Source organism: Vibrio splendidus (genome assembly GCF_001557875.1).
Lineage (GTDB): Bacteria > Pseudomonadota > Gammaproteobacteria > Enterobacterales > Vibrionaceae > Vibrio > Vibrio splendidus_F.
Genome location: NZ_LNRF01000001.1, coordinates 769,959 through 793,962 on the forward strand (window position 1 = coordinate 769,959; position 24,004 = coordinate 793,962).

Here is a 24,004-nt window from a genome sequence, read left to right on the forward strand (position 1 = left end):
TTAGATTGGTAGAACAAAAAGACAGCTGGCTAGGTTGTGTGGAGTGGTTATGTGAGCATTTTAATGTTCGTAGCCACTCGTCCAAAATAGTGTCTGGCCTTCCTTTAGATGAAGGAAGGCTTAATGAGTCCCTTTTTCCAAGAGCGATTGAGAAATCGGGTTTAACTCTGAGCCACGTAAAAAAAGAATTACTGACTCAATGTCAGTTTCCTGTTGTTGCTGTTAACTCTGCGACAGGGACTCCTGTTGTCGTTACCCAAGGCTCCGGAGATGACTTTGATGTCTTGGATTGCGAAACGAATTCAAGCCAGCAAACCTCGTTAAAAGAGCTGGTCGCTCAAGTCGAACCCTATGTTTGGCAAGTCGGTGCACAAGCTCTGGACGATGCTCGTGTTCAATCTCACGAACGCAGTGATAGTAAATCGAACACGCGCTGGTTGTGGCGTGTGGTCAAAGAAGTGAAACCTTGGTATCGAGACCTGTTTATCGCTTCGTTCTTGATCAACGTACTGGCGTTGGTGGTTCCACTTTTTACCATGAATGTGTACGACCGTGTGGTACCAAACCAAGCGTTTAATACGCTGTGGGTGTTGGCGGCAGGTGTAGGTATTGTCGTTATATTTGATTGGGTGTTGAGAAGCTCACGAAGCTCTGTGACTGACATGGCCGGGCGCTATATTGATAATAAGCTATCCTCCCAATTGTTCTCTAAAGTCCTTGGCATGAAGCTAGAAAACCGACCACAATCGGTGGGCGCCTTCGCAAGGCAGCTTCAAGATTTCGACAGCGTAAAAGATTTCTTCACTTCCATCTCTTTAGTGACCTTAGTCGATCTACCGTTCACCTTACTGTTCCTTCTGCTTATCGGCTGGCTCGGTGGCGCGATGATGTTTATTCCTGTTGCCATCATGCTGGTACTGATCGTGCTTAGCATTGCGATGAAAGGCAAGGTAGAAAAAACATTCGATGAAACCGCACGTTTGTCGACACAAAGACAAGCACAGCTGTTTGATTGTTTAACAACGCTTCCTGATATCAAGCAGAATAACGCTGAAGGTATTACTCAAAAACGCTGGGAACAGACGATTTCGTCGCTCTCTCAATGGCAAACTCAATCTCGTCACTACTCCAATATCGTGACGCACTCTATTCAATCGAGTCAGCAGATCGTCACCATCACTCTGATTATCTTCGGCGTGTATCAGATCTCTGAAGGCTTGCTGAGTATGGGTGGGTTAATCGCTGTAGTCATGCTGAGTGGGCGAGCTGCGAGTTCAGTGAATCAGCTTTCCCTTCTATTACTGAGGTTTCAACAAACCCGTTCGGCAGTCGAAGGCTTGAATCAGATAATGGAACTGCCTCAGGAAGAATCGAAACATCAGGTGATAGACAAGGGGGATTTTGACGGTGGGGTAAGGCTTGATGAAGTGACATTTACTTACCCAGAAACTCAAAGCCCTGCATTGAAGGATATCTCACTGGAGATACAGCCGGGAGAACGAGTTGGCCTTGTTGGTGCGGCAGGCGCGGGCAAAACAACCCTACTATCGGTTGTTGCTCGCCAGTATATGCCAACAACAGGACAAGCTTTCTATCAAGAGATTGATGGGCAATTATGGCCAACCAGTGTTCTGCGTAGTGGCATGGGTTGGGTGGGGCAAACCACCAATCTTATTTTTGGCAGTGTTTACGACAACGTTACGCTTGGTGCGACCAACGTTGATGAAGTAAAACTAAGACAAGCGCTTCAACAGTCGGGTTTGAACGGCTATATGGGGCGTTTGAGTAATGGTCTTGAGACTCCAGTTGGCGAAGGTGGCCGGTTGTTATCTGGCGGTCAACGCCAAGCAGTCGCCATTGCAAGAGCACTATACCGTTGTCCAAAACTATTGATCATGGATGAGCCTACTAGCGCACTTGATAATCAAGCCGAGATACAGTTCTTCAATGCACTTCAAAGTATGCCAAGAGAAACTTCGATGCTGATCAGTTCGCACAAATCTTCGTTCTTGATGATGTGTGATCGAGTGATTGTGTTGGACAAAGGTCAGATCGTGGCGGAAGGTGAGCCAAAAGATATCCTCTCTCTACAGAAGAAAAGTGTACCCAAAGGGGCGAGTCGATTTAAGACTGTTTCAGTGGTGAAGGGAGGCCGTCATGAGTAACGATATTCAATGGACCAACAACCACTTAGCATTCCGCTCTCGAAAGCTGATTTGGCTAAGTGCATTATTAATTGTGTCGATCATTGGCTGGGCGACGTGGGCAACTCTCGAAGAAGTCGTGATCGGTGAAGGCAAAGTCGTTCCAAGCCTTTCGGTGCAAACTATTCAGAGCTTAGAAGGCGGGCTGGTTCAAGAGATCATGGTGCGACAAGGCCAATCTGTTGTGAAAGGGCAACCTCTCGCTAAGTTAGAAGACACACGCTTTAAGGCGGCGTTTTTAGAGTCGGCTCAACAAGCGGATACCTTGCTTGCTCAGCAATTAAGATTAAAGGCGGAGCTGTCGACGGTCGTTTTAAATAACGCTGCAGAAGAGTGGTATGAGCGAGTAGTCTTAGTACCGCAAAATATCATTGTTGATGTATCAAGCCACCCTGCGTTAATGAATGCTAAGGCGAACTATCGAGAGCGTTTAGGACAGTTGAAATCTGAACTGGAAGAGGCGGCACTTCGTATCGAGCAACAAGACCAGGCTCGAGTCGATACGCTCAATAATATTCAGACGTTAGAGAGCAGCCTAGATATCGTAATTCGAGAGCGCAACATGTTGAAAGACGTGGTGGCGAGTGGTGCCGTAGCAGAAGTTGAACTGCTGAAACTGAACCGTGATGTGGTCAAACTCAAAGGTGATATTGCTAGCTCAAAAGTGGCAGCGCAGAAGCAGATAGCCGCCTACTCAGAGTCGATAGCGGATCATCGAAGCATTGCCTTAGATTTTCGTACCAAAGTGCAAGGTCAGTTGAATGAAGTGGCGAGCAAGATAGCACAGCTGAACGAAAGCCAGCAGGCGATTGCCGACCAACTCAAGCGTACCGAAATTGTTGCGCCCGTTGATGGCACAGTCAAAGAGATCTTTGTGCGTACCATTGGTGGCGTTGTTCGTCCCGGCGAGCCGATCATTGAGATTATCCCATCAAACAGTGACCTGATTGTTGAAGCGAGAATCTCTCCACAAGATATCGCGTTTGTTCATAACGGGCTGGGTGCGACAGTGAAATTCACGGCCTATGATTTCGTCATTTATGGCGGACTTAAAGGCGAGGTGATTTACGTGAGTGCCGACGCCTTACAAACGGAAGACGGCAACGCCTATTATCGCGCCCATATTCAGTTAAACGAAGACCAGCAACAAAACTCTGCCTTTAGCATTATCCCAGGGATGCAAGTCGCGGTTGATATATTGACCGGAGAGAAAACAGTATTGAGTTATTGGTTAAAACCTATTTTACGAGCTAAGGAAAACTCACTTCGCGAACGATGAAGTGCGTTAAGCATAAATATAAAAGGAAGTGTAATGCATTCAAAATTCTTACTCTCTTCTTGCTTACTAATGAGTGGGCTGTCTCAAGCAGCTTCATTAGAAGAGTCCGTGGCCTTTGCCATCGACTATAGCCCAGAGATATTGGCGCAGTACTCCCGATACCAATCGGTGGTCAGAGACGGAGACGCGGCGAGTGGTTTGTATATGCCACAAGTCAATCTGTACGCGGCGGCAGGTTATGAAGAGACGCGCTATAACAGCGGCATCAAGCTTGATACCGACGACCGAGGCCTAACACGAACTGAAATTGGCGTTAAAGTATCCCAGTTACTATTCGATGGTTTTAAAACCACGTCGAATGTCGACCGACTAACGTTCGAAGCTGAAGCCGAGCGTCTAACTCTGATTTCGCGAGCTGAAAACGTGTCGTTAGATGTGGTGAGAAATTACCTCGATATCCTCAAGGCAGAAACGCTACTTGAATTGTCTAAGCGTAACGTAAAAGAGCACCAAGAGATCTATCAAGATATCCAAGATAAAAAGAGCAAAGGCTTGAGTAGCAACTCGGATCTGGCCCAGATCTCTGCTCGTGTTGCGACCGCGCAGTCTTCACTTATTGCTGCTCAGAACAACCTGTTTGATTTGCAAACTCAGTATCTACGCTTGGTTGGCAAACCTGCTGTGAACTTGGTATATCCCCGTTTTGATTACGCTCTATTACCAAGCTCAGCACAGGTCGCACTTGAACAAGCTGTCGAGAATCACCCGGAAATCAAAGCCTCTTTGCTTGATATTGATGCTGCTCGTAAAGAGATGCGCCGCGAGAAGGGGGATTACTACCCAGAGCTAAAACTCGAGCTTCATGCGAACAAGAATGACAACGTATCTAACCCTCCAGGTGGTGTCGATGAAGACGCTCGACTGATGCTGACGATGGATTATGACCTGTTTAATGGCTTTTCTACCGACTCCAGAGTTGAATCATCGGCTTGGCGAGTAGAAGAGGCAAGGGCGATCCGATTACGAACAGAGCGTGAGGTTAGGGAAGGCACACAACTGGCTTGGAACGCATACAAGATGCTTGAGCAGCAAAAATCCTTACTTCAACAGAACGTTGATGCAGCGAAAATTGCAGAGCTTGGCTATATCCAGCAATTCAATGTTGGCAGACGAAGCCTTCTTGATGTACTTGATGCAAAAGTAGAAGTGTTTTTGGCTCGAAGAAATTTCATTAGCACTGAATATGATCAAACGTTAGCGGCTTATCGAGTATTGAATGCGATGGGCATGTTGACGTATGCGTTAAGGATTGAACATCCAGAAGAGTGGCAAGGGGAGAATAAGTAATGAGACATTTTAAACTAGCGCTACTTAGCTCTATCTTGCTGATGGGATGTGCAGAAACGCCTGATACGACCATGACACGCCATCAAATTGATGACTTAGCGGATAATGACCGCGATGGTGTGATTAATCAGCGAGATCTTTGTGCCGATACGCCAGAAGGTGTAGCGGTAGACATTAAAGGGTGTGCCAATTGGAAAATTGTCGAAGACGTTGAAGTATTAAGCGTGGCATTTGATTTTGATAAGTATGACCTTAAACCTGATCATACGGCTGTATTAAATGAGTTGGTGCGTTTACTAGGAGAGCAACCTGACGCCTCGGTTACCTTGGTTGGTGATACCAGTTCTGAAGGTACAAACGTTTATAACAAAGCACTAGCCAAGAAAAGAACTGGCGTGATTCGAGACGCACTGATTGACAGAGGCGTTGATGGTGAGCGTATTTTCGAACAAGAGTTTACTCAGATCACTAGCCTAACTCAGCATCTTCACAAACGTAAGCGCAGAACGATTGCGGTGATTAAAACAGAAAGCATGGAAGTGAATCCATCTTGGAACATCTTCACTTCAGAAATGCAGCTCGATAGTAATAGCGATGTTGAGTCTAAAACGTCGATTGATCCAGTAGGAGGTCAGTAATGAAACGTCTATCTAATAAATCGGGCTTGCTGCTTGCTGCTGTACCTGCGTTGTTATCTGCATCGACATTGGCTAATGATGTCAGTGACATTGGTTTGGTCGCGATTGAGCCTAATATGCAGGGACTTGTTGAAGACCTGCTTGAGAGCCAAGAGATCGACTTAGAAATCTTGTTGAGTGACAGCGTCCCAGAACAGATGATCATGCAGCGCTCGCGTGTGGGTATCACTTCCAAAAAGTGGACTGACAAAGAGATGGCTAGGTTTGACATGCGCTACGGTTATAGACCTACAGAGCTGATGTTTACCGCTGACGTGATTGCGATTCTGGCCAATGAGGAAAACCCTGCTACATCCATCACTGTTGCTGAACTCATCGATGTGTTTGGGTGTTCTAACGATCCTAAACACCCGAAATGGTTGGCTAGTAGCGATGCTCGTAATGGTGAAAGCCTAGATACTCACATGTTGCCTTTCGCCATTGATCATAACCTGAAGGGGCACACCACCTTCTCAAGTTGGGTTGAGTGTGAAACGGACGGGGAATACGCTCATACTCAATTTTTAGCGGATTTACCGCATCTTATAAATAAGATTGAAGATGAAGAAGCTGCTATTGGTTACACCGTATACTCTGATAAAATTTCTGATGTGAAATGGCTAAGTGTGGTTGACAACCTAGGAGTAAACTACGATCTAAACAAAGAGACGATCCTCTCTGGTCGTTACCCGTTAGCAACGGTTTATTACATGTACTTGAATATTCCAGCTCATCGCAAAGACTTTACGGAACAAGAGAAGTTCTTTGTAGGGCTTACTTTGTCACAAGATCATCAAAGCGTTTTGAACCAATACGGTTTCATCAGTTTGCCCCCTGAAGCTATTCAACGAAACAAAGTGAGACTATCGCTTGAAGAGCCTGCTATTGAAGGTGGATATAAGTAATGGGTACGACATGTTGTAACTATCGTGGGAGAGTGATATTCTCTCTTTCGTAATGGTTCTCAACGTGACGGATTACGTTATTCGGTGATGAATTTATCTAGCGGGCATGTATGCCCGTTTTTTTTCGCCTAAAATTTGCTACTCGAGCAGTTGTTTGTCGATTGGTCACGTATAATGGACACCTCATATAGCGCTAAATAAGCCCAGTCGATGAAAGTCTTTCAAGTTCTAATCTTGCCTTTAATGCTGTCCCTTAATGCTCTTGCATTTTCCGCGCAAGCAACCGAAAGCTGGTGGCTAAGAACAGTATTTAACAGCAGCCCAAGCCTGCCGAATTCTCAAAACTATATTAACGATATCGACTTGATGGATTGTGGTGAGACCGAAGGCACTTTGTTGTGTAGTGACTTAACCCACTATTACGATCTGGACGTTTATGTTGAACTGGAGTTGGGGGACTCAAGCGTTGAAACAGTGCGCTTAAACCTGCCATATTCGAACCTAAGTTACACAAAGCTTCAGGCATACCTTCGCCAAGATGGCTTTGCTCTCAGTTCAATTCGTATTGGCGAAGATGAATTCGATGTTACTGCTCAACTCGAACGAGCTCGAAATGAAGGTGTTGGTTTCGATAAGGTGGATAAACAGCTGGTCGAATTTATCAACGCGCCACACGGTTCATCAGAGCAAATGAGTGTATGGAATGTTCCTAACTTATCTTCTCCTGGATCTTCCTCTCCTTGGATTCAGTTATACAGTGATGGTGACAACTTAACGGTTGAACTTAATCGCTTTTAATTGCTCAAATTTATAGATAGTTTCGTTATTTATTAGGCTAAACAAGCCTTTCAGGAGAACGGAACGCGGGCAGACGGCAAGTTATAATTCATTTAAGTGTTCGTTTTTCTGCGGCTCTCACATTTTTAGTAAGCGTTTGCGTTTGCCATTTGTTATACGTTGAGCCTTCGGTAAAACGAGCTTAGGATACGTTCAGTATTGATAAAGGAGACAACCCATGGTTGCAAAAGTAACGATAGCGCCACAAGGCCCAGAACTTTCTGAGTTGGTGCAAGGATACTGGCGTATAGCAGAATGGGGTATGACCCCGCAACAACGCCTGACTTTCCTGAAGCAACACATTGATCTTGGTATCACAACGGTTGATCACGCAGATATTTACGGTAACTACCAATGTGAAAAGTTATTCGGTGAGGCATTGGCGCTTGAACCAAGCCTTCGTGATGATATTCAAATCGTCACCAAGTGCGATATTAACCTATGTGGTGACCACACTCCTGATCGTAAGATCAATCACTATGACACCAGCGCGCAGCATATTTACCAATCAGTAAATAACTCGCTAGAGCGTTTAGGTGTTAACGATATCGACGTATTGTTGATTCACCGCCCAGACGTATTGATGGATGCAGATGAAGTAGCAGAAGCGTTCGCAGAGCTACACAAAGTAGGTAAAGTTAAGCACTTCGGTGTTTCTAACTTTTCACCGCGTCAGTTCGAATTGCTTCAATCTCGCCTTGGTAAGCCGTTAGTGACCAACCAAGTTGAAATCAACCCATTGAACTTCGAAGTGGCTCATGATGGCACGCTAGATCAACTGCAGATGAACCGCATTCGCCCGATGGCGTGGTCTTGTCTCGGTGGTGGTAGCATCTTTAGTGGCGATTCAGCGCAAGCGGTTCGCGTTCGTGATGAGCTAGAAGCGATTCGTCAAGAAGTGGGTGCAGACAGCATTGACCAAGTGATTTACGCTTGGGTTCGTCGTTTACCGTCTAACCCAATTGCCATTATTGGCTCTGGTAAGATTGAGCGCGTTAAGACAGCTGTTGATGCACTGAAAATTGAACTGACTCGCGAACAATGGTATCGCGTGTGGGTAGCTTCTAAAGGCCACGGTGTGCCATAGAAAGCAATTCGTATAGAAGCAAAAGCCAGCTAAGTAAGCTGGCTTTTTTGCGTTGTGTGTAGGAGGCCCTTTAATTTCGAAAAGGCTATTTCAGAATTACTTATTCGTTGTATGGCGGGGGAGTGGCTACCGAGTATTCTTGAAGCTCACTAGCCCCAGCTAAATCCATTTGATAGGTTTTTTGTCCCAGATACCATGATTCCATCAACCGCGTTGTAAAGCAGGTAAGGTGCGTTACTTAAATCACCTTCGATGTTGTAGTAGTGGCAGTATGAAAAGTATTTCGATCTTTGATGTATATACACTTGATAACTAGCATCACGAGCCGCTATCAACTCACTTTCCTTAACCGTTTCCCCATTTTTCCAGCCGCCACTACCAAAGTTGATATCTTCGAAATGATCGCTGTTGACGATGTCTTGGAACAGTTCGTAACAACCTCTCGCATTGTTAATATCTCTACGCACACCTGCATTGCTATTGCGCACTGGGTAGCAACTGCCCGAGAAGTTCGAGTAAATGCCGTCGATATTGAAATCTGAAGTATCCTGTCCTCGTAATTCGGTTACATCTCCACCTCGAGCTAGACATGCCCCTTGGTAGATTTCGGCACCAGCGCGGAAGTTATCAAACAGAGCTCTGCTAGTCGCTTCTCTTGCATCATCTGCAATAGACAAAAAGCGTGGAGCGGCGACCACAGCGATAACGGCGAGTATGACAATAACGACGATCAGTTCCAAAAGTGTGAAGCCTTTTTGTAACTGTGATCTTTTCATACTGTTCAATCCTCAGGGGTAAATTACACCTTTATAGTATCTCGTACTTTAATTGTAATTAACACTGCCAACTGATAAATATTTGTTATGGTTGTTTGTTCGTTCAAAACTGTGATTAAGGTGGAATAATTTTCAAAAACACTCATAATGCACTCTGTTTTTCACCAGTTGGATATTTCCATTGAGCACTTCAAAATTCTCTTCAATCGCCCTTAAGCCAGAGCTTCTAAACACGTTAGATTCTCTTGGTTATACTGAAATGACGCCGATCCAAGCGTTAAGTCTTCCTACTATCCTAAATGGCAAGGACGTTATAGGTCAGGGTAAAACGGGTTCAGGTAAAACAGCTGCTTTTGGTTTAGGCGTGCTGCAGAACCTACGCGTTAAGCGTTTCCGTGTTCAGTCTTTAGTGTTATGTCCGACTCGTGAGCTTGCAGACCAAGTAGCAAAAGAGATTCGTACTCTTGCTCGTGGTATTCACAATATTAAAGTGCTGACACTATGTGGCGGTATGCCAATGGGCCCACAGATTGGTTCACTAGAGCATGGTGCACACATTCTTGTGGGCACACCTGGTCGTATTCTAGATCACCTAGAGAAAGGTCGTATTGATCTGTCTGAGCTGAACACACTTGTGTTAGATGAAGCTGACCGCATGCTAGAAATGGGCTTCCAAGACGCTTTGGATGCAGTGATTGAAGCGGCTCCAAAAGAACGCCAAACTCTGCTATTCAGTGCGACTTTCCCTAAACAGATCAAGTCTGTTGCAGACCGCATCATGCGTAACCCAGAAATGGTGAAGGTTGAATCAACACACGATCACTCAAGCATCCAACAACACTTCTACAAGTTAGAAGGTTCTGAAGCTCGTGATGACGCTCTAGAGTTGCTGTTACTTCATCACCAACCGGAATCTGCGGTTGTGTTCTGTAACACTAAGAAAGAAGTGCAGAACGTAAACGATGAGCTAAGCCACCGCGGTTTCAGTGTTATCGAACTTCATGGTGACATGGAACAGCGTGAACGTGACCAAGCTTTGGTTCAGTTCTCAAACAAAACCATCTCGATTCTAGTGGCGACAGACGTTGCGGCTCGTGGTCTTGATGTTGATAACCTAGATGCTGTATTCAACTTTGAATTGTCTCGCGACCCTGAAGTTCACGTTCACCGCATTGGTCGTACTGGCCGTGCAGGAAGCAAAGGTGTAGCGATCAGCTTCTTTAGCGAAAAAGAGATGTACCGTGTTGCTCAAATTGATGAGTACATGGATATGCCAATCGAGCCATCTGAACTACCAGCAAAACCAATTGCTAAGCCATACTACTCAAACATGGTTACCATCCAGATTGATGGCGGTAAGAAAGCTAAGCTTCGTGCTGGTGATATTCTTGGTGCATTGACGGGTCAAGGCGGCATTGATGGTAAATCAGTAGGTAAGATCAATCTGTTCGCAATGCGTGCTTACGTAGCGGTAGAAAGATCTGTGGCTAAGAAAGCACTGAACAAAATCGAATCAGGTAAAATGAAGGGTCGTCAATTCCGCGCCCGAATTCTGAAGTAATTCGAGACTGAATCCCTTTGCTGCGATATGCTAATTAATGGCATTGCAGTAAAGGGTGTTCCACAAAATGTCACTCAAGTTTCTTCTCTTAGGTTTATCGACCTAGTCCTCTATGCCAAAGCATTATTCATCGGGTCTTATCGAATAAAGGTCGTTGATATGTTTTCCTTCGCTAAGATACCAAGTCATCGCTTCCTGTCGATTGTGAACCAATATCTTGATTGTGGTTATTGATCCATCGTCAAAATAACAAAGCTCATATTCTAAATCGCTTGGATGATCAGGAATAGCGGCCATAGCTTCCCTCCCAAATATCAATCACTTGAAATACGTTACACCGATTCTTTTATAGGGTTCGCATTACGTCAAATGAGTAATAAAAATCAAATTACATCACTGCTATTAATTATTTTTAGTTTAATCATTTGCCTAAATAGCTAGATTAGCAAGTTTGGATCTCAATTTATCTCAAAGTTTTTACGGCCACTGTTTATTAAGGCTACTTTTATAAGAGCTAGAATTAGCGTTATAAGAACTAGGTTAACCTTAAAGAGATGAGCTAATGGTTTTGGCTTTGTTGAATGTCGTGAGAGGGTAGAATGAGAAAGTGCCGGTGGTTAGTTTTAGTGATCTGTTTTCTATTTACTGGGTGTGGGACCAAGTTCGCCTATAATAATATAGGTTGGTTTATCGTTAGCTATATAGAAGATTTTGTCTCCCTCTCAAATAGCCAAGAATCGGAGCTTGAAGAGCGGTTAGATATATTACAGAAATGGCATAAAGAAACTCAGCTACCTCTGTATATTTCGCAATTAGAAGCGATTCAAAATGTAGAACGGTCGGATATGTCCCTCGCTTTTATTGTTGGCCAAAGTGAACAAACGAAAGAGAATATTCGCACGATCGTCAATAAGTTCGCTCCAGATATTTACGCGTTAAGTATGCAGCTTAGCCCTAAGCAAGACAGAGAGTTCTTAAAGAATTTTCGTGAAAAGCAACAAGACTATTATGAAGAAAGGTTGTCGTTGAATGATGCCGATTCGAGAGAGCGATACCGAAACAGAATAGAAGAGCGGACAGAACGATGGTTAGGCTCAGTATCGAAAGAACAAAACCAGATTATTCTGGTTTGGTCTCAAGAGTGGGTAAACACCAATAACAGCTGGCGACAATATCAAAACAACACCTATCAAGAGCTAACGACGCTGATGGAAAAGAAGAGCGATCTGCATATTGCTCAGCCGATTATCATGAATTTACTTTTAAACAATGAAGCTTATTATCCTGATGAACTTGAACCGCAGCTCAACCAAAATATGGAAACATCAGCCAAGTTTTTAGTAGATATCGCCGCGACCAGTAGTGATAAGCAATGGTCTTATTTCATGAATGAATTAGAGAGTCTCAAGTCAACGCTGGTGACACTGCAGGAGTAGGGCACGAGTAAGCTTCGTTAATAACTAAAAAGGCTGATCGTGTTAATCCAATTAGCCTTACAGTCATTATCGTATGGTAAGGGTTTAATCTCGATTACTCATCAACAGTTTTGGAATCGAACCTTTGGCTGTCTTCGATATTTTCTGCATTAATTGGAAGCTTGGTTGTTGAATACCGTGGTCGATTTGTAGCTCTTCAATCATTAATAGCCATAAGCGTGCTGTCATTTCTGAATCGGCTAAGGCTCTGTGGAAAGTACCGTCGTTGTCGATATTCTTGAATCGAACAAGGTCGCCCAGTTTATGGGTCGGTGCGTCTTGGATTAGCCGACGAGCAATCAGCATCGAGCAGGCAAACTGTCCGTTGTAATCTCGTCCAATATCGTCTAATTCTGCGTCGAGAAAGCGTTTATCAAACGATGCATTATGAGCCACGAGCTGACTGTCTTGGATAAAGTCTGCAAACTCATCCATCACTTCACTGCAACTGGCCGCGGTGCTCAGCATGCGGTTAGTAATGCCGGTGTAGCTTTCAATAAAGCCACTGACACGAAATCCTGGATTCATGAGTTGTTGGAAGGTGTCGACGACTTCGCCGTGAACGAGTTTAACCGCACCGATCTCAATCGCTCGGTCACCCATATTGGGTGATAAGCCTGTGGTTTCGAAATCGAGAACGATAACGGAATCTGCGGAGTTTGGAGTCATCGTGTTTCCTAATTACTATTGGGTGGTATCGCTTTATATGAGGCGTTTGGTGCTGCTATTAGTGAATCTATTACGTGTTACTGCTGATAGTAAGCTCAGTGTAACCCGTCGAATCGTCATGCTCTCTGTTGAAGGTCAAAGTATCGTAACGGTGAACGATCAGTTCAGCTGTAGTTGCGATTATTGTTCCTTCAAGTAAATGACCGCCAATTACATTGCCATTCTCATCAGCAACGGATATATGAACGTGCTGGTGGTTCGGGGTTAGCGTTGCCATCACAGATACGATTTCGAACGGAGCTTGAATTAGCTTGGTGTTGTTGGCATTAGCTAAGCGAATATTGAGTTGAGAAACACACCCGACACAAGAGGCAATAGAGCCTGCAGATATGTTGTGTGTGGTCACTAACCTTTGGATCTCAAGTTTTAGGTCTTGGCCGCGGGTTAATCTCGTTGCGATAGGAGTAATCATCTCAATACCTCTGTTTTATCTGTGTATCAAAGAACAAAACGAAGCCACATGGGGCTTCGTTTAAGTAATACGTTGGCTAACACGTTATCGCTGCTAGTTGAGCTTTGATAGTTACTTGCCTTCTTTCTCTTGCTGTTCTCTTTTCTTCTTAGGAACGAAGTTCAGCACTGAAATCGGCACTTCTTTGCGTGGTTCGAAACCTTCCACTACACGACGCTCAATCAGGTGACCAAGACGTTTTTCAATAATGCACAGGTTCTTGAAGTTATCTTTCGATAGGAAAGAGATTGCTTCGCCAGACGCATCAGCACGGCCAGTACGACCAATGCGGTGAACATAATCGTCTGCTGGGAAAGGCAGGTCGTAGTTCACTACACGGCTTAGGTTGTCGATATCGATACCACGAGCAGCAACACCCGTCGCGACTAAGTATTTTAGGCGACCTTTCTTAAAGTCAGCTAAGATCTTTTCACGAATCGCTTGGCTACGTCCACTGTGGAAAGCTTCAGCTTGAATACCACGTTTCTCAAGTTGAGCAACCAACTTAGCCGCGCCATGTTTGGTTTCAATAAAGATAAGCGCTTGATCCCAGTTACCTTCGGTAATCATGTGGCTCAGTAGTGCCGACTTACGGTCTTTATCTACGGTCACTAACCATTGCTCAATGTTCGCTTTAGACGCATCAGTCTTGGCAATCGAAATCTCTTCTGCTTCACTGATTGCACTTTTCGCTAGCGCACGCACTGGTGTTGAAAGCGTTGCTGAGAACAGCAGGTTTTGAATGTCTTGTGGCAGACGCGCGATGATCTTGTTGATGTCTTCAATGAAACCCATGTCTAACATGCGGTCAGCTTCATCTAGAACCAGTACTTCCACTTCATCAAAATGCACTGCGCGCTGACCGTACATGTCGATCAAACGACCTGGTGTTGCCACAAGAATGTCGACACCTTCAATCAAGCGGTCTTTCTGGTGTTGGTAAGATACGCCACCGTACATCGCTAGTGATGTTAGGTTTAGGAACTTCGCGTACTTAGTGATGTTCTGTTCAACCTGAACCGCTAGCTCACGCGTTGGCGTCAGGATAACTGCGCGGATACGTTTTTTACGCTGCGTTTCACCTTTACTTAGCATTTCTAAGATAGGGAGAACAAAGCTCGCAGTTTTACCTGTACCTGTTTGTGCTGCCGCAATAAGGTTCTTACCAGAAAGCACAATCGGAATTGCTTTTTCTTGAATAGAGGTTGGCTTTTCATAGCCTTGTTTTGCAACGGCTTTAACAATAGGTGAGCTTAATCCAAGCTTGGAAAATGGCATAAGTTTCTCGGTATGATTTGGCTAAATAGCGATGGAAAGGTTTAACAATCTTATACAAGGATAAGATTAATGGCGGCATTCTACCATGTTGCTTGTGTACTACTAGGGCATGTTGATCTTTCGAGCTGATTTTTGCAGCGAGTTGCTGGGTATTTATACAAGGCAGAGGCTTTGATGTGTAGCTAGCCTACATGAGAAGCCGATAACGTAGTAGAAATGACCAGCAAACGCTGCCCGAAGGGTTCGGCTAAAAGCGTTTTACTCTTTGTTGAGGGAGATTTGCTTAGAGTGACTAGGCTACTCCTCCCTCGCCGCGATTAAAACGCTTTTATCTCGAACAAAATTTAACCACGAAAGGTCAACACGCCCTAGCAACATAGACACTTTAGTTGGATAATACTGGCTCAATTAAGACGACGATAAGACAGGGATGTATGGAAATTACGCCGAATGAACGCGATGCAGTGTATAAAACGATTTTTTCTCGCCGAGATGTTCGTGGACAGTTTCTACCAGAAGAGATCCCTGAAGATGTGTTGATGCGTGTGTTAGCTGCGGCGCACCATGCACCGAGTGTTGGCTTTATGCAGCCTTGGGATTTTGTCGTTGTCCGTGATATCGAAACCAAACAACAAATCAAAGCCGGTTTTAATCGGGCTCATGCCGAGTCCGCGGAAATGTTCACTGATGAAAAGCAGGCGATGTATAAGCGATTAAAGCTTGAAGGTATTGTTGAATCGCCTATCGGAATCTGTGTGACTTGCGACCGAAACCGAACCGGAAAAGTAGTTTTAGGAAGAACCATCAAACAAGAGATGGATTTGTACAGCACCGTGTGTGCGATTCAGAACCTGTGGCTCGCGGCAAGAGCTGAAAACCTTGGGTTAGGTTGGGTGAGCATTCTTCACGACTCAACACTGCGAGACGCACTCGATATTCCGGAAAACATCGATATTGTGGCCTACCTGTGCATTGGCTACGTTGATCATTTCAAAGATAAACCAGAACTTGAAACCATGGGGTGGCTACCAAGAAGAGACGTCAACTCAGCGATTCATGAAGGCAAGTGGAATGCTGAGCAAATAACGAATTCAGTGGAGGATTAATCTCCCATTTATTTTTATCACTGAATATGCACGATCATTGATTATTTTGTTTGCTAAAAGAGGTGTTTATAAATTAAGTTGGATCTTGATATTATTTATATCAACAGTTTCATAAAGCATATTCCAACTTGAACGAGTAAATAGGCCTCCCATTTGGGTTACAGCTATTCTCGTTCCTCTAGACGCTTAATTCGGATATCCATTGAACGACGCTAACTTACGTAGATTTCAGCAGCTTATTGCAAAGTATGAATTAGGTGAAGAGTATCACCTAACGATCGATGATTTAGAACACTCGCTATCGACTTCTCGTAGAAACACTTCGATCATTCTTAAATGCTTATCGGAATACCGCTGGATTTGTTGGATTCCTTCTAAAGGAAGAGGCAAGCTTAGCCAATTTAGAATTTTGGTCAGCTTTCCCGAAGCGTTAGAACAAGTGTTAGCACTTCAGTTAGAAAAGGGGTGCTTTAACGTTATTCCCCGTCTTCTAGAAAGCTATGGTGATGCGGCAATAAAGGCACTGACGCTAGCGACTGAAAAACATAGTCTGTTCAATCAACAACATGACCATTTGCTGATCACTCAATATCCGTGGGTCGATAACCTTGAGCCAGCAAAAACATACCGAACTGCCGAACATCACATCTTAAGGAGTCTCTACAATACGTTACTCGTCCAAGATCATGAAGGAAATCCCCAAGCCAGCCTTGCACACCATTGGAAGATGGAAGGGCGTTTTCTGCATTTTTGGTTGAGACCGAATGTGTTATTCCATGACGGTGAAACTTTAACGGCCAAAGATGTTGCTCAATGTTTGTTGCAGCTAAAAAATATCGAAGGGCCAGTACAGTCTTTATTTGATCAGGTCAGTGATGTTCAAGTGTTGGGTGATAAACAATTGACTATTGAGCTAACACACGCAAACCCAATGTTTATCTATGCGCTGTGTAGTGCACACGCGTCTATTTACCGTTGCAAGCGTAGCTATTTTGCGAGTGGACGCAGTGCCTATATCGGAACCGGCCCTTTCTCATTAGATGATTGGAGCGAAGAGCGCTTGGTTCTTAAACGTCACCGAGGTTACTTTGCTCAAAATGCCTTGTTAGAACAGATAACGCTCACCGACATCGAAGGTTTAAATGATCATACCCTGAGTTTCAATAAACCGGGCATTGCGGAAGAAACTATGATTAATGCACTTTCGTATCTTGCGGTTAATCGTAGAGAAAACTCAGGCATTACCCCTGAAGACTTAGACAGCTTGGTATCATTTATCAAATCCAGTAGTAAGGAGTTTGATGCCGATATGGTGACGGATGACTTATCTTTCTCGCTTAGTGAACTAACCTGCAGTAATCCCATTCCTGTTTTGATGGGGAGAGTTGTTTTAACTCGACCTAAAATGACGATTCCTTTGCTTCAAGATATGGCAGACTGGCTCGAGCAAACTATCACGAAGACAGGCGTGACTATTGAAGTCATTGAACTTCCTAATATTAGTGATCCTAGCTTAATGAGTGAGTCGGCAGACTTGTTGTTTATCGAAGAGATTATTGAACAGCCAAAAGAGTACGGTCTTTACGATTGGTTGCTTGCCTCGTCTGGACTCAGATTTATTTTTAACAGTGCTGAGATGAAGGCGCATTGTGAGAGAGTTCGCTCAGCTGTCAGTAGTGATAGTCCAATTGACGAGTTGAGACAAATTGAACAGTCGCTCTATCAACAGAAGTTACTTTGCCCGTTATTTCACGGTAAAGAGAAAGTATCTAACAGTGTTGAAGTTCATGGTGTAGAGATAAATCAAACCGGCTATAGTGATTTTTATAAGCTTTGGATATCTTCAAGCGAAGGGTAATTAATCCACCTTTTAGTGTATGCCTTTCCCTCCTAACTTCTCGATCATAATGAAAACATGCATGAATTGCCTATCACCCTTTCATGTTTCTTTTGAACACCAATCGTTACCATGACTCAGCATGACGATTAAAGTCATTCTCGGTCATCCCCCCAATGACACTCCTACTCATAAATCTATTTCATTAGGATCTAATCGAATGAAACTTAAGCTTATTTCGATCGCACTTATTGCTGGTGGCCTCACGGCTTGTGGCGGAGGTGGCGGTGGTAGCAGCAGTAACAATACGCCAGCACCTCAAACGAAAACCTTACAAGGTGTGGCTATCGATGGTTATATCTCAGGGGCGACTGCGTTTTTAGACATCAACTATAACGGTGTGTTAGATGAAGGGGAGCCTAGTAGTATCACTGACGATGAAGGGAGCTATGAACTATCTTTAACGGGATCTAATTCAGACTGTATGGATTATGCCCCAATCGTAGTAAATGTGCCTGTCGGCGCCATTGATGCGGATAACCCCAACACGCCGATTACTGAACCCTATCAGCTAGTATTTCCGCCTGTCATGACGGTGAGTTCCGATCAAGAAATTAAGTCTACAACACCACTGACAACCGTTCTATGGAATGAAATTCAAGCCGACTTGTATAAAGGTGGCTTAAACAGTTGCTCTGCCTTAAAGCAAGCCGTGAACACCCAAAATAGCGTTATCCAAAATGTGAAAGAGCATGACTTCCGAATTGCGAACCGATACAACATCGCAGTGGAAGATTTGTATGGTGATTTCGTTAAGAATCAAAATACCGAGCTCTATGAGTTAGCGCAGAAAATGATGCCAGCTATTAAAAAGTCGTATCAAGAGACGAAAGATATTCAAAAAGAGAACCCAAAAGCTCAGCAAGCTTATGTTGATTATTACTGGGAGCATTGGGATTACACTAAGAAGAACGAAATTAATAAGTGGTATAAAGTTAAAACAGTGATGACCGCTGACAAGCTGATTGTTATTGAACATGAAGTGTCCGCTGATTTGCAGACCGAACTAGCGTTAAATAAGCATATTGAGCGTAATAGCCAAAAGAAAAATGGTTTGGAATATGACAAAGAAGCTTGGTTCTCATTGGATAGTGATGGAACGGAATATTCATGTTCGGTGCAAGAGACGATCAAGCAACAGGTTTTGCCTAACTCACTCGCGACCTTTGGTGTGTTGAACCGTGGTTGGTCTAAACAACCTGATTGGGACAGTTGTTCACGTCAAAATGTCGGTGCTGGATTCATGCAAACCTTGTCGGCAGATCTTGTCGGTGACTACAAAGATCAGTTTACCCAAGTACAAGCGAAATTTAATTTTGAGAATAACGCACCACATCCAGAGTGGGTTAATCTAGGCGATTCATTGGATAGCGTGTCGCGCAGCGACTTTGATGCGCTCAACTACCTATCGGTAGATTTTAATGACAACAGTTCCTATGGATCTGACAGCTGGAACAGACATAAGTATGCGTACATTGAAAATACGCCGTTTGATTATACTCAAACGATAACGTCTAGATATTCTCAAGGTAACTGGACTAAAGGTTATTACTACCAAAATGGCACAAGTCGATTTGAGTGTTCAGATGATGGTGTGAACTGGTCAAAAGACACTTGTAAGTAACACTGACGAAGTTGTGACTTAATAACTCTAGATACCTTTATGCAATAAAAAAACCAGTGTCTACAAGACACTGGATTTTAGTTTTGCTGACCGTTATATGGCTTAGCTTTATTGAAAGCGCTTAAACAATCTCTATTTTCTCAGCTTGGTTCTGCTCTACCATTGATAGCGCTAGTGCTTCTGCAGCCTTAATACCATCGATACCAGCAGACAGAATACCGCCTGCGTAGCCTGCACCTTCACCTGCAGGGAAGAAGCCCTTAAGGTTGATGCTTTGGAAGTCTTTGCCACGTTTGATACATACAGGAGAAGACGTACGAGTTTCAACACCGGTTAGTAGGCCGTCTGGCGTAGAGAAACCTTTGATCTTCTTCTCGAAGGCTGGGATTGCTTCACGAATCGCTTCGATAGCAAAATCAGGCAGCGCTTTTGAAATATCAGTCAGGTGGATACCCGGTGTGAACGACGGTTGTACTTCACCGATTGCACTTGGATCGCGACCTTTCAAGAAGTCACCGATTTTCTGAGCAGGGGCGTCGTAATTTTCGCCACCAAGAACGTAAGCTCCGCTTTCTAGTTCACGTTGTAAACGGATACCAGCCAAAGCATCACCTGGGTAATCACGCTCAGGGTCGATACCTACAACGATTGCGCTGTTTGCGTTACGTTCTGCGCGAGAGTATTGGCTCATGCCGTTAGTTACTACGCGGCCTTCTTCAGACGTTGCAGCTACTACAGTACCACCTGGGCACATACAGAAGCTGTATACAGTGCGGCCATTCTTACAGTGGTGAACCAGTTTGTAGTCCGCAGCACCTAGGATTGGGTTGCCCGCGTTCTTACCGAAACGAGCTTCATCGATCATTGATTGCTTGTGTTCGATACGGAAACCTACAGAGAAAGGCTTCGCTTCCATGTAAACGCCACGATCGTACAGCATTTCAAACGTGTCACGAGCACTGTGGCCAACAGCCAGTACAACGTGGCGAGATTTAATCTCTTCACCGTTAGAAAGCGTTAAGCCAGTGATTTGGCCATCTTCCATATGAAGGTCATCTACGCGAGTGCTGAAGCGTATTTCGCCACCTAGCTCGATGATAGATGCACGCATTTTCTCGATCATGGTAACCAGTTTAAAGGTACCGATGTGCGGCTTACTTACGTATAGAATTTCTTCTGGTGCGCCAGCAGCAACGAACTCTTCGATTACTTTACGGCCGTAGTGCTTTGGATCTTTAACTTGGCTGTATAGCTTACCGTCAGAGAAGGTACCTGCGCCGCCTTCACCAAACTGAACATTTGATTCAGTGTTCAGTGTACGCTTACGCCAGAAGCCAAAGGTATCTTTCGTACGTTCACGAACTTCTTTACCGCGCTCAACGATGATTGGGTTGAAACCCATTTGAGCAAGCACTAGGCCAGCGAATAAACCACAAGGGCCAAAGCCGATAACCACAGGGCGTTCAGTTTGGTTTTCAACGGCTTTAGCAACAAACTTGTACTCCATATCAGGAGTTACTTTTACGTGCGGGTCGCTAATGAATTGTTCCAACAACTCAGCTTCGTTTTCAACGAGAACGTCAAGCGTGTAGATAAGTAAGATCTTTGATTTCTTACGAGCATCGTAGCCACGTTTAAAGATATTAAAAGAGAGTACCTGATCAGAGTTAATACCAAGTTTCGCTTCAATAGCGTCTTGAATAGCTGGCTCTTCATGGTCTAGTGGGAGTTTAATTTCGGTTAAACGTATCATTTCGATGTCTCGTTTTTATAGGTGTCTTAGCTAGTTCGTTTCTTTATACAGAGTTTGATGAAAACGCTGATGTTGAAAGAAGCGATAAGCTCACAATGGCGCGCATTTTACGAGAAATTGATTTATCTGTCATACTAATTTGGAAACATGGAGCAAATAGACACGATATTAGAGCCGTATGATGTTGAATTTTGCTTTGGGATGAGTATTATCCCCATTCTTCAATTTTGACTAACTTATAGAGCAGAGCATCATGGCATTTGTCGTAGGCGATAATTGTATTCAATGTAAATACACAGACTGTGTGGCAGTGTGCCCCGCAGATGCGTTCCATGAAGGCCCAAATTTCATGGTAATCAACCCAATCGAATGTATTGATTGTGGTTTATGTGTACCTGAATGTGATGCTCAAGCAATCTTCCAAGAAGATGAACTGCCAGAAGATCAAAAGATCTTCATCGAAGTGAACGCAGAACTTGCCGAAATCTGGCCGGTACAAACGGAAGTAAAAGCACCAATGGATGACGCTGAAAAGTGGAATGGTGTAACTGATAAGTTGGCAATGCTAGAAAAGTAATTCTGCTACTTGAAATAAACCTTCCCCAAAAAAGATCCCCAATTCAGTCGGCCCTCCTTCTTGAGGATGACGGCTGAAGTAAACTTTACCTCGGTTCTCTATTTTACGTCATTCCCTACGGTGAGGGACGAGCAAGATAGGGAATCTTGCTCTTTGTATTCGCTAAATCTGGCTAGCTGTTTCTCTCGAATCGATTAACTATGCTGGCGACGCATGTTGTCGAGAATGATGCCAGTCGCCATTGCAACGTTCAAAGACTCTGCGCCACCGAATGCTGGAATCGTAATCTTATCTGTCACGTATTTAGCGGCGTGTTCACGAATACCGTGAGACTCGCTGCCCATCAGCAAAATGCCATTTGCAGTGAAGTCAGTCTTATGAACACTTTCGCCTTCCAAAAATGCACCGTAAACCGGTAGATTCGCTTGTTCTAAGTAAGCTGGTAAGTCAGTTTGACTTACGTGTACTCGGCCAAAACTGCCCATAGTCGCGCTGATGGTTTTAGGGTTGTATGGGTCTGCGCAATCACTGCTCGCAACGATATGCTTGATGCCATACCAGTCTGCTACGCGAATAATCGTACCTAGATTGCCAGGGTCTGAAACGCCATCAAGCGCAATCATCAAGCCTGTCGCTTCTGGTAATTCAACCTTTGGAATCTCAACCACAGCAATTGCGGCATTGTTACTTACCAAAGTACTTGCCTTGGTTAGATCGTCTAGCGAGGCTTCAACACAATCAAACTCAATCAGTGATGCGTGATTTTCAGATAAGAAATCAGCAGTAGCGAAGACGTTCTTTACGACTAAGTCACTATTGAACAGTTCAAGAACGTTCTTTTCACCTTGAACTAGAAACAGGCCGTGGGCTTTACGTTGTTTCTTTTGGCCCAAAGCACGAAGGAGTTTTAATTGGTTTTTTGAAATCATGTTTTTATCCTAGATATAAGCCCGCGCATTATAGAGCAAAGGTTGGATAACCAAAAGCGTGATGACTCAATGCGATCCACATAAAAACGAAAAGCGCACTAAATAGCGCGCTCTTATGGGGATTGACTTACCTAAGTCTCGCTGAACTGACAGCTTAATACGGAGCAGGATAGCGCTTAAAGACGGTATTGATATCGGTAAGGATCTCTTTTGATAACGGTTTACTGAAAGCGGCTACGTTCTCTTTTAGCTGCTCCATAGTGGTTGCACCAATGATGGTGGACGTCACTCCATCAACTTGATTACACCAAGCCAATGCCAGTTGGCTCGGAGTAAATCCATGAGCATTCGCCACTTCAACATAGCCTTTAACCGCTTCATTGGCAGATTCAGTGTCACGGAAAATACCTTTGCGTTGCATGTAAGTCCAGCGGCTACCTTCCGGCCTTGCACCATCAATGTATTTACCACTTAGCATACCGGCAGCCAAAGGTGACCATGGCAGATAAGCGACATCTTCATGCACACAGTTCTCAATCAGATATGGCCAGTCTTTTGCGTGCAGCAAGCTAAATTCATTCTGGATCGAAACCATACGTGGCAAATCGTGTTTTTCGCTCAGCTTGAGGTAAGTGTTGATGCCCCAAGTGGAATCATCTGAAAGCCCGACATGGCGAATTTTACCCAACTTAATACAGCTTGCTAATGCTTGTAGGATTTCCAACATTTCAGCTTCATGCTGCTTTCGGTCAATATCACTGAATCGAATGTGATTCGGGAAATGCTTGCCAAAGTGAGGCGTTGTGCGATTTGGCCAATGAAGTTGGTAAAGGTCGATATAGTCTGTTTGTAGGCGCTTTAATGATGCGTCAACGGCTGCGATCACGGCTTCACCGGTTATAGGACCACCATCTCGAACCCAAGGAAGTCCAGGGCCAGCAATTTTGCTTGCGATGATCAACTCTTGGCGACGCTGTGGGTTACGCGATAACCAGTTACCAATGATTGCTTCTGTTTTGCCGTAGGTATCTGGAGAAGGTGGAACTGCGTACATCTCTGCAGTATCGATAAAGTTAATACCTTGGCTTAATGCGTACTCAATCTGTTGGTCGGCTTGCTGTTGCGTATTTTGTAGCCCCCAAGTCATGCTGCCAAGACAGATACGGGAAACGGGAATTTGACTACTTCCTAGCTTTGAATATTCCATTGAATTCGGGGTTCCTGTGGTTAGGTTCTCTGGTACTCGCATTATAGTTTTGAAAAGAGGGCGAGTGAGGAATGAAAACGAATATGAATTATTAGCACAAAATGACACGACAAGGTATGGCATCGGGGAGTTTAGTGAGTCGTTTCTCGGCGTCGTAAGCTAACGTGTGCAATGTGTGAAAATACATTCGGGAGAAATTATGAGCCGAACGGTGAGCGAGAAGTGAAGAACAACAAGCAATGAACGAAGGATTAATCGTCAACTTTTTTGGGGCTGGGGGATGAAAATACATCAAGAATAAAAAA

General features: G+C 44.2%; 21 protein-coding genes. 13 read left to right on the forward strand and 8 right to left on the reverse strand.

Annotated features, from left to right (window positions below; all coding sequences use genetic code 11):
• The first annotated feature begins 5 nt into the window (after positions 1 to 5).
• From ATB74_RS03285 to ATB74_RS03315, 7 genes are all read left to right on the forward strand, one after another.
• Positions 6 to 2,165, forward strand: coding sequence for a type I secretion system permease/ATPase (locus ATB74_RS03285; RefSeq protein WP_061016511.1), 2,160 nt, complete (start codon positions 6 to 8; stop codon positions 2,163 to 2,165).
• On the forward strand, positions 2,158 to 3,483 hold the full coding sequence (locus ATB74_RS03290) for an HlyD family type I secretion periplasmic adaptor subunit (protein ID WP_061016513.1): 1,326 nt from the start codon (positions 2,158 to 2,160) through the stop codon (positions 3,481 to 3,483). Before ATB74_RS03285 ends, ATB74_RS03290 begins: the two co-directional genes overlap by 8 nt.
• 33 nt (positions 3,484 to 3,516) lie before the next feature.
• Positions 3,517 to 4,830: a TolC family outer membrane protein gene (locus tag ATB74_RS03295; protein ID WP_061016515.1), complete on the forward strand. Its 1,314-nt coding sequence runs from the start codon at positions 3,517 to 3,519 to the stop codon at positions 4,828 to 4,830.
• Positions 4,830 to 5,468, forward strand: a complete 639-nt coding sequence (locus tag ATB74_RS03300; protein WP_061016517.1) for an OmpA family protein — start codon at positions 4,830 to 4,832, stop codon at positions 5,466 to 5,468. The genes ATB74_RS03295 and ATB74_RS03300 overlap by 1 nt, the downstream gene beginning before the upstream one ends.
• A complete protein-coding gene (locus ATB74_RS03305; RefSeq protein ID WP_060980500.1) occupies positions 5,468 to 6,412 on the forward strand; it encodes a PstS family phosphate ABC transporter substrate-binding protein in 945 nt (314 codons plus the stop codon). The genes ATB74_RS03300 and ATB74_RS03305 overlap by 1 nt, the downstream gene beginning before the upstream one ends.
• Positions 6,413 to 6,622: 210 nt before the next feature.
• Positions 6,623 to 7,210, forward strand: a complete 588-nt coding sequence (locus tag ATB74_RS03310) for a hypothetical protein (protein WP_061016519.1) — start codon at positions 6,623 to 6,625, stop codon at positions 7,208 to 7,210.
• A 217-nt stretch (positions 7,211 to 7,427) separates the two neighbouring features.
• Positions 7,428 to 8,336 carry an aldo/keto reductase gene (locus ATB74_RS03315; protein ID WP_061016520.1) on the forward strand — a complete coding sequence of 303 codons (909 nt, stop codon included), beginning with the start codon at positions 7,428 to 7,430 and terminating at the stop codon, positions 8,334 to 8,336.
• Positions 8,337 to 8,485: 149 nt separating this feature from the next.
• Here the strand turns inward: ATB74_RS03315 and ATB74_RS24465 are convergent, their stop codons facing one another.
• Positions 8,486 to 9,112 carry a prepilin-type N-terminal cleavage/methylation domain-containing protein gene (locus ATB74_RS24465; protein WP_279626257.1) on the reverse strand — a complete coding sequence of 209 codons (627 nt, stop codon included), beginning with the start codon at positions 9,110 to 9,112 and terminating at the stop codon, positions 8,486 to 8,488.
• 181 nt (positions 9,113 to 9,293) lie between these two features.
• Between ATB74_RS24465 and dbpA the strand changes: the two genes are divergently transcribed.
• Complete coding sequence (dbpA, locus tag ATB74_RS03325) at positions 9,294 to 10,673, forward strand: ATP-dependent RNA helicase DbpA (protein ID WP_017064348.1); 1,380 nt, start codon at positions 9,294 to 9,296, stop codon at positions 10,671 to 10,673.
• A gap of 123 nt (positions 10,674 to 10,796) precedes the next feature.
• On the opposite strand, the gene ATB74_RS03330 is transcribed toward dbpA, so the two are convergent.
• A complete protein-coding gene (locus tag ATB74_RS03330; RefSeq protein ID WP_060980496.1) occupies positions 10,797 to 10,970 on the reverse strand; it encodes a hypothetical protein in 174 nt (57 codons plus the stop codon).
• A 302-nt stretch (positions 10,971 to 11,272) separates the two neighbouring features.
• Here ATB74_RS03330 and ATB74_RS03335 point away from each other — a divergent pair, with 302 nt between their 5' ends.
• The gene (locus tag ATB74_RS03335; RefSeq protein WP_060980495.1) at positions 11,273 to 12,109 is read left to right on the forward strand and encodes a DUF6279 family lipoprotein; all 837 of its coding nucleotides are present in this window, start codon (positions 11,273 to 11,275) and stop codon (positions 12,107 to 12,109) included.
• A gap of 84 nt (positions 12,110 to 12,193) precedes the next feature.
• On the opposite strand, the gene ATB74_RS03340 is transcribed toward ATB74_RS03335, so the two are convergent.
• The 3 genes from ATB74_RS03340 to ATB74_RS03350 form a co-directional block, all read right to left on the reverse strand.
• On the reverse strand, positions 12,194 to 12,817 hold the full coding sequence (locus tag ATB74_RS03340; protein ID WP_061016522.1) for a 3'-5' exonuclease: 624 nt from the start codon (positions 12,815 to 12,817) through the stop codon (positions 12,194 to 12,196).
• A gap of 70 nt (positions 12,818 to 12,887) precedes the next feature.
• Positions 12,888 to 13,289, reverse strand: coding sequence for a PPC domain-containing DNA-binding protein (locus ATB74_RS03345; protein ID WP_061016524.1), 402 nt, complete (start codon positions 13,287 to 13,289; stop codon positions 12,888 to 12,890).
• Positions 13,290 to 13,400: 111 nt separating this feature from the next.
• The gene (locus ATB74_RS03350; protein ID WP_017630130.1) at positions 13,401 to 14,606 is read right to left on the reverse strand and encodes a DEAD/DEAH box helicase; all 1,206 of its coding nucleotides are present in this window, start codon (positions 14,604 to 14,606) and stop codon (positions 13,401 to 13,403) included.
• 434 nt (positions 14,607 to 15,040) lie between these two features.
• Here ATB74_RS03350 and bluB point away from each other — a divergent pair, with 434 nt between their 5' ends.
• From bluB to ATB74_RS03365, 3 genes are all read left to right on the forward strand, one after another.
• On the forward strand, positions 15,041 to 15,712 hold the full coding sequence (gene bluB / locus ATB74_RS03355) for a 5,6-dimethylbenzimidazole synthase (protein ID WP_061016526.1): 672 nt from the start codon (positions 15,041 to 15,043) through the stop codon (positions 15,710 to 15,712).
• A 202-nt stretch (positions 15,713 to 15,914) separates the two neighbouring features.
• On the forward strand, positions 15,915 to 17,570 hold the full coding sequence (locus ATB74_RS03360; protein WP_061016528.1) for an ABC transporter substrate-binding protein: 1,656 nt from the start codon (positions 15,915 to 15,917) through the stop codon (positions 17,568 to 17,570).
• Between the two features lie 199 nt (positions 17,571 to 17,769).
• Entirely contained in the window at positions 17,770 to 19,233 is a 1,464-nt protein-coding gene (locus tag ATB74_RS03365) for a hypothetical protein (protein WP_061016530.1), read from the forward strand.
• Positions 19,234 to 19,354: 121 nt separating this feature from the next.
• Here ATB74_RS03365 and ATB74_RS03370 read toward each other — a convergent pair whose 3' ends face one another.
• Positions 19,355 to 20,986 (reverse strand): NAD(P)/FAD-dependent oxidoreductase, encoded by a 1,632-nt coding sequence (locus ATB74_RS03370; protein ID WP_061016532.1) that lies wholly within the window; start codon positions 20,984 to 20,986, stop codon positions 19,355 to 19,357.
• A 253-nt stretch (positions 20,987 to 21,239) separates the two neighbouring features.
• On the opposite strand from ATB74_RS03370, the gene fdxA reads away from it, so the two are divergent.
• Positions 21,240 to 21,563: a ferredoxin FdxA gene (gene fdxA, locus ATB74_RS03375; RefSeq protein ID WP_061016534.1), complete on the forward strand. Its 324-nt coding sequence runs from the start codon at positions 21,240 to 21,242 to the stop codon at positions 21,561 to 21,563.
• A 194-nt stretch (positions 21,564 to 21,757) separates the two neighbouring features.
• Here fdxA and ATB74_RS03380 read toward each other — a convergent pair whose 3' ends face one another.
• Both ATB74_RS03380 and ATB74_RS03385 read right to left on the reverse strand, forming a co-directional pair.
• Positions 21,758 to 22,492, reverse strand: a complete 735-nt coding sequence (locus ATB74_RS03380; RefSeq protein ID WP_060980490.1) for an RNA methyltransferase — start codon at positions 22,490 to 22,492, stop codon at positions 21,758 to 21,760.
• A gap of 154 nt (positions 22,493 to 22,646) precedes the next feature.
• On the reverse strand, positions 22,647 to 23,699 hold the full coding sequence (locus tag ATB74_RS03385) for an aldo/keto reductase (protein WP_061016536.1): 1,053 nt from the start codon (positions 23,697 to 23,699) through the stop codon (positions 22,647 to 22,649).
• Between the last annotated feature and the right edge of the window lie 305 nt (positions 23,700 to 24,004).

Excerpts from the sequence above, each read along its gene's own strand:
- ATB74_RS03290 (WP_061016513.1), top strand. The coding sequence starts at position 2,158 with ATGAGTAACGATATTCAATGGACCAACAACCACTTAGCATTCCGCTCT.
- ATB74_RS03345 (WP_061016524.1), bottom strand. The coding sequence starts at position 13,289 with ATGATTACTCCTATCGCAACGAGATTAACCCGCGGCCAAGACCTAAAA.
- ATB74_RS03340 (WP_061016522.1), bottom strand. The coding sequence starts at position 12,817 with ATGACTCCAAACTCCGCAGATTCCGTTATCGTTCTCGATTTCGAAACC.
- bluB (WP_061016526.1), top strand. The coding sequence starts at position 15,041 with ATGGAAATTACGCCGAATGAACGCGATGCAGTGTATAAAACGATTTTT.
- ATB74_RS03310 (WP_061016519.1), top strand. The coding sequence starts at position 6,623 with ATGAAAGTCTTTCAAGTTCTAATCTTGCCTTTAATGCTGTCCCTTAAT.
- ATB74_RS03305 (WP_060980500.1), top strand. The coding sequence starts at position 5,468 with ATGAAACGTCTATCTAATAAATCGGGCTTGCTGCTTGCTGCTGTACCT.
- ATB74_RS03330 (WP_060980496.1), bottom strand. The coding sequence starts at position 10,970 with ATGGCCGCTATTCCTGATCATCCAAGCGATTTAGAATATGAGCTTTGT.
- ATB74_RS24465 (WP_279626257.1), bottom strand. The coding sequence starts at position 9,112 with ATGAAAAGATCACAGTTACAAAAAGGCTTCACACTTTTGGAACTGATC.
- ATB74_RS03350 (WP_017630130.1), bottom strand. The coding sequence starts at position 14,606 with ATGCCATTTTCCAAGCTTGGATTAAGCTCACCTATTGTTAAAGCCGTT.
- ATB74_RS03380 (WP_060980490.1), bottom strand. The coding sequence starts at position 22,492 with ATGATTTCAAAAAACCAATTAAAACTCCTTCGTGCTTTGGGCCAAAAG.
- ATB74_RS03370 (WP_061016532.1), bottom strand. The coding sequence starts at position 20,986 with ATGATACGTTTAACCGAAATTAAACTCCCACTAGACCATGAAGAGCCA.
- ATB74_RS03315 (WP_061016520.1), top strand. The coding sequence starts at position 7,428 with ATGGTTGCAAAAGTAACGATAGCGCCACAAGGCCCAGAACTTTCTGAG.
- ATB74_RS03300 (WP_061016517.1), top strand. The coding sequence starts at position 4,830 with ATGAGACATTTTAAACTAGCGCTACTTAGCTCTATCTTGCTGATGGGA.
- ATB74_RS03365 (WP_061016530.1), top strand. The coding sequence starts at position 17,770 with ATGAAACTTAAGCTTATTTCGATCGCACTTATTGCTGGTGGCCTCACG.
- fdxA (WP_061016534.1), top strand. The coding sequence starts at position 21,240 with ATGGCATTTGTCGTAGGCGATAATTGTATTCAATGTAAATACACAGAC.
- ATB74_RS03295 (WP_061016515.1), top strand. The coding sequence starts at position 3,517 with ATGCATTCAAAATTCTTACTCTCTTCTTGCTTACTAATGAGTGGGCTG.
- ATB74_RS03385 (WP_061016536.1), bottom strand. The coding sequence starts at position 23,699 with ATGGAATATTCAAAGCTAGGAAGTAGTCAAATTCCCGTTTCCCGTATC.
- ATB74_RS03335 (WP_060980495.1), top strand. The coding sequence starts at position 11,273 with ATGAGAAAGTGCCGGTGGTTAGTTTTAGTGATCTGTTTTCTATTTACT.